Origin of the sequence: Vibrio sp. 10N.222.46.A1, assembly GCF_041473595.1 — a bacterium.
In the GTDB taxonomy this organism is placed as follows: domain Bacteria; phylum Pseudomonadota; class Gammaproteobacteria; order Enterobacterales; family Vibrionaceae; genus Vibrio; species Vibrio tasmaniensis_A.
The window spans coordinates 1-6506 of sequence record NZ_JBFRSN010000158.1; the positions used below are offsets into that span (position 1 = coordinate 1).

The 6506-nt window shown below is 42.8% G+C and carries 5 protein-coding genes and 1 pseudogene; 4 read left to right on the forward strand and 2 right to left on the reverse strand.

All coding sequences use genetic code 11. The annotated features are described in order from the left end of the window. Positions 1-374, reverse strand: a pseudogene (locus AB4496_RS05565) (porin family protein); the annotation flags it as partial. Between the two features lie 145 nt (positions 375-519). On the opposite strand from AB4496_RS05565, the gene AB4496_RS05570 reads away from it, so the two are divergent. Further along, positions 520-609, forward strand: a complete 90-nt coding sequence (locus tag AB4496_RS05570) for a YnhF family membrane protein (RefSeq protein ID WP_102248935.1) — start codon at positions 520-522, stop codon at positions 607-609. 41 nt (positions 610-650) lie between these two features. Then, on the forward strand, positions 651-1847 hold the full coding sequence (locus tag AB4496_RS05575; RefSeq protein WP_009848989.1) for a patatin family protein: 1197 nt from the start codon (positions 651-653) through the stop codon (positions 1845-1847). Positions 1848-2025: 178 nt separating this feature from the next. Here the strand turns inward: AB4496_RS05575 and pyk are convergent, their stop codons facing one another. Then, positions 2026-3474 carry a pyruvate kinase gene (pyk, locus tag AB4496_RS05580; protein ID WP_009848990.1) on the reverse strand — a complete coding sequence of 483 codons (1449 nt, stop codon included), beginning with the start codon at positions 3472-3474 and terminating at the stop codon, positions 2026-2028. 319 nt (positions 3475-3793) lie between these two features. Between pyk and AB4496_RS05585 the strand changes: the two genes are divergently transcribed. Together AB4496_RS05585 and AB4496_RS05590 are read left to right on the forward strand one after the other, a co-directional pair. Further along, the gene (locus tag AB4496_RS05585; RefSeq protein ID WP_009848991.1) at positions 3794-5011 is read left to right on the forward strand and encodes an ROK family protein; all 1218 of its coding nucleotides are present in this window, start codon (positions 3794-3796) and stop codon (positions 5009-5011) included. A gap of 167 nt (positions 5012-5178) precedes the next feature. Then, positions 5179-6120, forward strand: coding sequence for a chemotaxis protein CheV (locus AB4496_RS05590; RefSeq protein ID WP_009848992.1), 942 nt, complete (start codon positions 5179-5181; stop codon positions 6118-6120). Positions 6121-6506: the final 386 nt, after the last annotated feature.

Sequence of the window (6506 nt, forward strand, 5' to 3'; positions counted from 1 at the left end):
TCTTTTGCCCAGTCTACATCGACGTAAGAAGCACCAAGGCCTAATCCCAAATAACCAGACAACACAGAAGAAGCTGGGTAGTAAATGCTACTTTGAAAGTGCAGGTATTGGATGGAGGAGCTTAGGTTGAGTGTTTCTAATTCAGAGCTTTGATTAGAATAGAAAAAGCCGATGCGTCCTTTTTCAAATGGCGTTTCAATCGAAAAGGTGTAGTTTTCAGACCCTTTCATATCATAGGTTTTACCGTCCTGGTCTTCGACACTGCCACCGCCTGTATAGCCCACCATCGGAGTAATGATGATCTCCGGCGAGGCATATACGCTCGAAACGGAGAGAAGCGTAATCAGTGCCATTATATTTGCTTTGTTATTCATGAGTATATCCTTATCCATACACTTACTAATTGTGATGGTTACATCAATATTGTGCGACTAATTTCGACGATTCTTGAAGATACTTCACACACCTGATAGTACTTAAATAGAGACTCGACAAATTAATAATAAGACAGAGGTGTCTATGGACCATAATCTGAAAAATGCCCTACAAATAACGGTTGTCATCTACGCAATCATTCTCTCATTTGGCTTTATTGCAATTGGTAGTTAATACCATTTATTGCGAGGCTGGGTTTTTATACTCAGGGAATAATGAATAGTGGGATTATAACCAATATTGATACAGCAATAGACTTAGATTATTACGCTAAGTTTATTGCTGGAAAAACAGCACTGGTCGCCCAAGGTGGTGGACAGAGAAGTATTTTTACTTCTGGAGTGCTGGATGCCTTTCTTCTTTCAAATTTTGATCCCTTCGACGAGTTTTTTGGTACCTCTGCAGGTGCTCTTAATTTGTGTGCTTATCTGTGCCGCGATAAAGGCCTTGGCCGTTCTTTCCTTCTCGACCTCACAACATCACCTGAATTCTTCAATCTCTTTTCTTATATACGACACAGAAAGAACCTTGGATTAGAATGGGCCTTAGAACAAATCATGGCTTACCCATATAAGCTTGATTTGGATTTAGGACGACAAACGCTAGGCGAGCGCCATTTCTATGCAGCCGTCACGGATTCTAAAGACTTACGAGATCACTACTTCCCAGTATTGGGTGAAGATTGGTACAAAGTGATGATTGCAACCTGTGCGATCCCTCGCTTATACAATGATGAAATCTTTATTGGCGACAATGCTTATGTGGATGGTGGTGTATCAGCTTGCATCCCGGTTCAAGAAGCGTGGCGTAGACAAGCCCGTTCCATTGTTGTGATCCGAACTGAGCCAGCGTTAGAGGAAGAGGTTCAAGCTAACAGTACGCGATTAGAAACACCCAAACCGATATCAGCCGAAGAACTGGAATGGTTCCGCGAATCTTTTGACAGTGTTCAAGGTCATTGGCAACAAAAAGTGGAACAGTGGAAAACCGATTGGAGCTCGTTCTTTCAACAACAAATTCTCAGCTCAAAAGAACAGAAGCGCGACAGATCACATTTGGATTTACTGAATGGTGGTCGATGGTTATTCGGGGCGGATGACATCTATAGATTAAGTCATTTAATTGGTGATAAGTTTGATTCCGGCTTAGCAGATATGCTGATGGTGCATTACCAAACTTACTCATTGACTCAGGATTTTTTGAACTCCCCACCAGACGATGCTTTTGTCGTGCAAATTGCCCCGAGTAAGCCGCTGAAATCCAATTCATTAATGAGTAATAAAGAAGATTTACTGCACGATTATGAATTGGGTTTAGAAGCCGGTTACCGATTTGTTGAAACTTATACCTCTACGAAAAATGCCCGCAGTTCACACATGCCACAGTTGGCAACCATTGCTGCTGAGAAGTAATGCTTGAGGTTGATTAATAATATTTGAAGTTGATGAGTTAGCATGCTGTGAGCTGATCGTGCTGTTTAAACTGATCGTTAGTGAGTCGTGCTCTGAAATGAAAAGGGTTATTGAACTTGGTTCGATAACCCTTTTTTGTCATGAGATTAGGCAAATCGTTTCGCCTTACGGGCAAACATTAGGTGACAGGCAAGATTCTCATACAGTTGGTTGATCCCGCCACATCCATAATGTCGCCTTGAGTGACGATAACGAGATCGCCAAACTTAAGATGCTCTTGCTCTTTTAGGCAGGTGAGCGTAGATAGGGCAATGTCAAAACTGTCTTTGGCTTCTGTCTCGAAGTAGATAGGTGTTACACCTCGGTACAAGGTGCAGCGATTAAGTGTTCCTTCGTTACGAGATAGTGCGTAGATAGGCATATCTGCACTTAGACGAGACATCATCAGTGCAGTACGGCCTGATTCAGTGAGAGTGACTACGCCTTTAATGCCTTCCATATGGTTTGCCGAGTAGATAGTCGCCATCGAAACGGTTTCTTCGGCGGTCACAAACGTGCGGTCAATTCGGTAATTGGATTGGTTGTTAATCCCCGCCATTTTCTCAGCACCAATACACACTTCAGCCATCGATTTTACGGTTTCGACCGGGTAATCACCTGCAGCTGTTTCACCTGAAAGCATGACCGCATCTGTTCCATCAAGTACCGCATTGGCAACGTCCATGACTTCGGCACGGGTTGGCATTGGCGCTGAAATCATCGATTCCATCATTTGAGTTGCGGTGATCACCGTTCGGTTAAGCGCTCTAGCACGACGTATAAGCTGTTTTTGTACTCCGACCAATTCAGGGTCGCCAATTTCGACTCCGAGGTCACCACGAGCTACCATGACCACATCTGAGGCCATTATGATGTCATCCATGTTCTCAACAGTGGCTACCGTCTCTGCTCGCTCTACTTTTGCTACAAGGTGAGCTTCTAAACCTGCTTCTCGTGCGAGTTGACGAGCGTAGTGCATGTCTTCGCCGTTGCGTGGGAAAGACACCGCAAGGTAATCCACTTTGATTTGTGCGGCGGTGACGATGTCGCGCTTGTCTTTTTCTGTCAGCGCTTCTGCGGACAGGCCGCCGCCTTTCTTGTTTATGCCTTTATTATTCGAGAGAGGGCCGCCAATGATGACTTCGGTATGAACGCGACAACCTTCCACTTCGGTTACTTTTAGCTGTACACGACCATCGTCTAGCAGCAGGATGTCGTTAGCTGAAACGTCGTTAGGTAATTCTTTATAATCAAGGCCGACCGCTTGTTGGTTGCCTTCGCCTAAACCAAGGCTACTGTCGAGAGTAAATTGGTCACCAACGGCAAGTTGGATTTTGCCATCTTTGAATGTTGACACTCGAATCTTGGGACCTTGTAAGTCACCGAGAATAGCGATCTGAGTACCAAGTTTTTTGGCTATTGCTCGGACATTTTCTGCACGTTGTATATGGTCGTCGCTAGTGCCGTGAGAGAAGTTCATACGGACGATATTGGCGCCGGCTTTGATGATCTCTTCAAGCACGTTACCTTTATCAGTAGAAGGGCCTAGCGTTGTGACGATTTTCGTTTTTCTTAATTCGGCTGTCATGAATACTCCTAGAGTGAGGCCAAGTAATCTTTTAAAAGACTTAATTAAGTATATGCATTAATTGATTATTTATTGGGAGCTAGGAGGATATTTCTTTATTTGTATCCAATTATTGTATTCAGGACTCAATAACGATGTTTCATTAAGAAAATTAAGTCTCAATTTATCGATGTAGGTACTAATTTTTCTCGAACTATTTGACTAGATACACAAAGATTCATGTATATACGTGATACGGGTCACGGCGATATACCAAGTGACTTCACAATTACTTCGCAAAGTAAAAAAATTACCGCGTTGATGATTTCTGGAGCGTAAAATGTACATGGCTCAACCGGGCCATATTGATCATATCAAACAGGTCAATGCTGGTCGTGTATATAAACTAATTGACCTTAAAGGTCCTATTTCTCGTATCGATCTGTCCAAGCAAAGTGAGTTGGCCCCGGCGAGTATTACTAAAATTACCCGTGAACTCATTGAAGCTCACCTTATTCACGAAACGACGGTTCAAGAAGCCACGACTCGTGGGCGTCCTGCTGTCGGTCTGCAAACCAATAACGAAGGTTGGCAGTTTCTGTCGATGCGTCTTGGTCGTGGGTATCTCACTATCGCGCTTCATGAATTGGGCGGCGATGTACTTATCGATACTAAGATTGATATTCATGAACGTGACCAAGACGATGTACTTGCGCGTCTTCTGCATGAAATTGATGAGTTTTTTCAAACTTATGCCGAGCAACTCGATAGGGTAACAAGTATTGCGGTTACGCTACCTGGGCTTGTGAATTCTGAGCAGGGAATTGTGTTGCAGATGCCACACTACAACGTTAAAAACTTAGCGTTGGGTCCTGAGATCTACAAAGAAACAGGTCTACCTGTCTTTATTGCCAATGATACCCGAGCGTGGGCATTAGCAGAGAAGCTGTTTGGTCACTCTCAAGATAACGATAATTCCGTTTTGATCTCGATTCACCACGGTGTAGGTGCAGGGATCATTCTCGACGGCCGAGTATTGCAAGGTCGCCACGGTAACATCGGTGAGCTAGGTCATATTCAGATCGATAAACAAGGCAAGCTTTGTCATTGTGGTAATCATGGCTGTTTAGAAACGGTTGCGAGTTCACAGGCTCTCCGTGAGCAAGTCAAAGAAAGATTGGCTAATGGCGAGGCATCATCACTAACGGCGTTTGAAGATGTCAAAATTGAACAGATCTGCGCTGCTGCTGCTGATGGTGATCCACTGGCTGTTGAAGTGATTGAACAGTTAGGTCGTTACTTAGGTGCCGCGATAGCGATTGTGATCAACCTTTTCAATCCTGAGAAAATCTTGATAGGTGGTGTTATCAATCAGGCTAAAAGCGTGTTGTATCCTGCGATTCAAAAGTGTATCGAAGAGCAGAGTTTATCGGTTTACCATCAAGATTTAGAACTGGTGGAATCTCGATTCTATAAACAAGCCACCATGCCAGGTGCTGCGCTTGTTAAACAAGCTTTATATGATGGCCAATTGTTAATGAAAGTGATTGAAGGCTAACCCTTTTTTTATCGTTTTTAGCCTTCCTTTAACCCTTTCCATGCACTTAAACTATGTATAACAGCATTTGTTGTACTTAGTTTAAGCATCTGTGTATTTGCGCTTTGCTTTAACCTATCGAATTAGGCTATTGTAGCCACAGTTATTATTTGTCACTAAGGTGTTGTATGTCTGGCGTTTTAAATTCTGTTGATCAGAGAACTAAACTCGTCGGTGAAAACCGTCTGGAACTCTTGTTATTTAGCTTAAATAGTCGCCAACTATTTGCGATTAACGTATTTAAAGTGAAAGAAGTCTTAAAAGTGCCTGTACTCACTCGCTTGCCAGGCTCTCACCATCATATTACGGGTGTTGCTTCTTTACGTGGTGAATCTGTACCTGTGATTGACTTACGCAGTGCGATTGGTTTCCCACCATCACGTGATGAGACTCAAGAAAACAACTTGATCATTACCGAATACAACCGAACCGTACAAGGCTTCTTGGTTGGACAAGTTCGTAATATCGTGAATACGACATGGACAGAAATCCAACCGCCACCAAAGACTACGGGTCGAGCAAACTATTTAACTGCTATCACGCATATCCAAGAAGAAGAGCAGCACAAAATCGTTGAGATCATCGATGTTGAAAAGGTGTTAGCGGAGATCATCGACTACGATGTGTCGATTTCTGACGGTGTTCTAGATCAGCAGTTAGCGAATGAAATGGTTGGCCGTAATGTACTTATCGTGGATGATTCTTCAACAGCACGCAACCAGATCAAAGGCACCTTGTCGCAACTTGGTTTGAACATTATCGAATGTTGTGACGGCTTAGAAGCACTGACTTTACTTAAGAAGTGGTGTGATGAAGGCAAAGACATCAATCAAGAAATACTATTGATGATCACCGATGCTGAAATGCCAGAAATGGATGGCTACAAACTGACTCATGAAGTTCGAACTGATCCTCGAATGCATGACTTGTTTATTACGCTAAATACTTCATTAAGTGGTAGTTTCAATGAAGCCATGGTTGAGAAAGTAGGGTGTAATCGCTTTATTTCTAAATTCCAACCAGACCTCTTAGTTGAAGTAACTCAAGAGCGAATGCGTCAGATTTTGTAATTAATGCAGCTGTACGGTTTGTTTCGAATGACCTTGGCGAAAACGTTTGCTAGTATTTGATACAGCATGTTTTTTAACAAAATATGCTCAACTACTAACGTAACTTTTCATGCACAATCTAAGGTAGTTCCTCTGAATGATATGGTTAACGTCTAAAGTCGTCATGACTTTGAGCTTATTACTGTATAGGGAATTTAAGAAAAGACGTACGGAAGCGGACGTTGAGGTATAACTCAACAACTTGAATTTAAGGGAAGCGGATGCTTCCCTTTTTCGTTTCTAGCGTTTCTTGGAGGGCAACTTGATTCGTTAATGAAAATCTCGGGATTTGGTGTTCAAACCAATAATGTCATCGGTAATATCGATGAGTTTACCCGCTATAACAT

What these genes read in the sequence shown, in the direction of transcription:
- AB4496_RS05570 (WP_102248935.1), top strand. Translation starts at nt 520, where the DNA reads ATGGACCATAATCTGAAAAATGCCCTACAAATAACGGTTGTCATCTAC.
- AB4496_RS05575 (WP_009848989.1), top strand. Translation starts at nt 651, where the DNA reads ATGAATAGTGGGATTATAACCAATATTGATACAGCAATAGACTTAGAT.
- pyk (WP_009848990.1), bottom strand. Translation starts at nt 3,474, where the DNA reads ATGACAGCCGAATTAAGAAAAACGAAAATCGTCACAACGCTAGGCCCT.
- AB4496_RS05585 (WP_009848991.1), top strand. Translation starts at nt 3,794, where the DNA reads ATGTACATGGCTCAACCGGGCCATATTGATCATATCAAACAGGTCAAT.
- AB4496_RS05590 (WP_009848992.1), top strand. Translation starts at nt 5,179, where the DNA reads ATGTCTGGCGTTTTAAATTCTGTTGATCAGAGAACTAAACTCGTCGGT.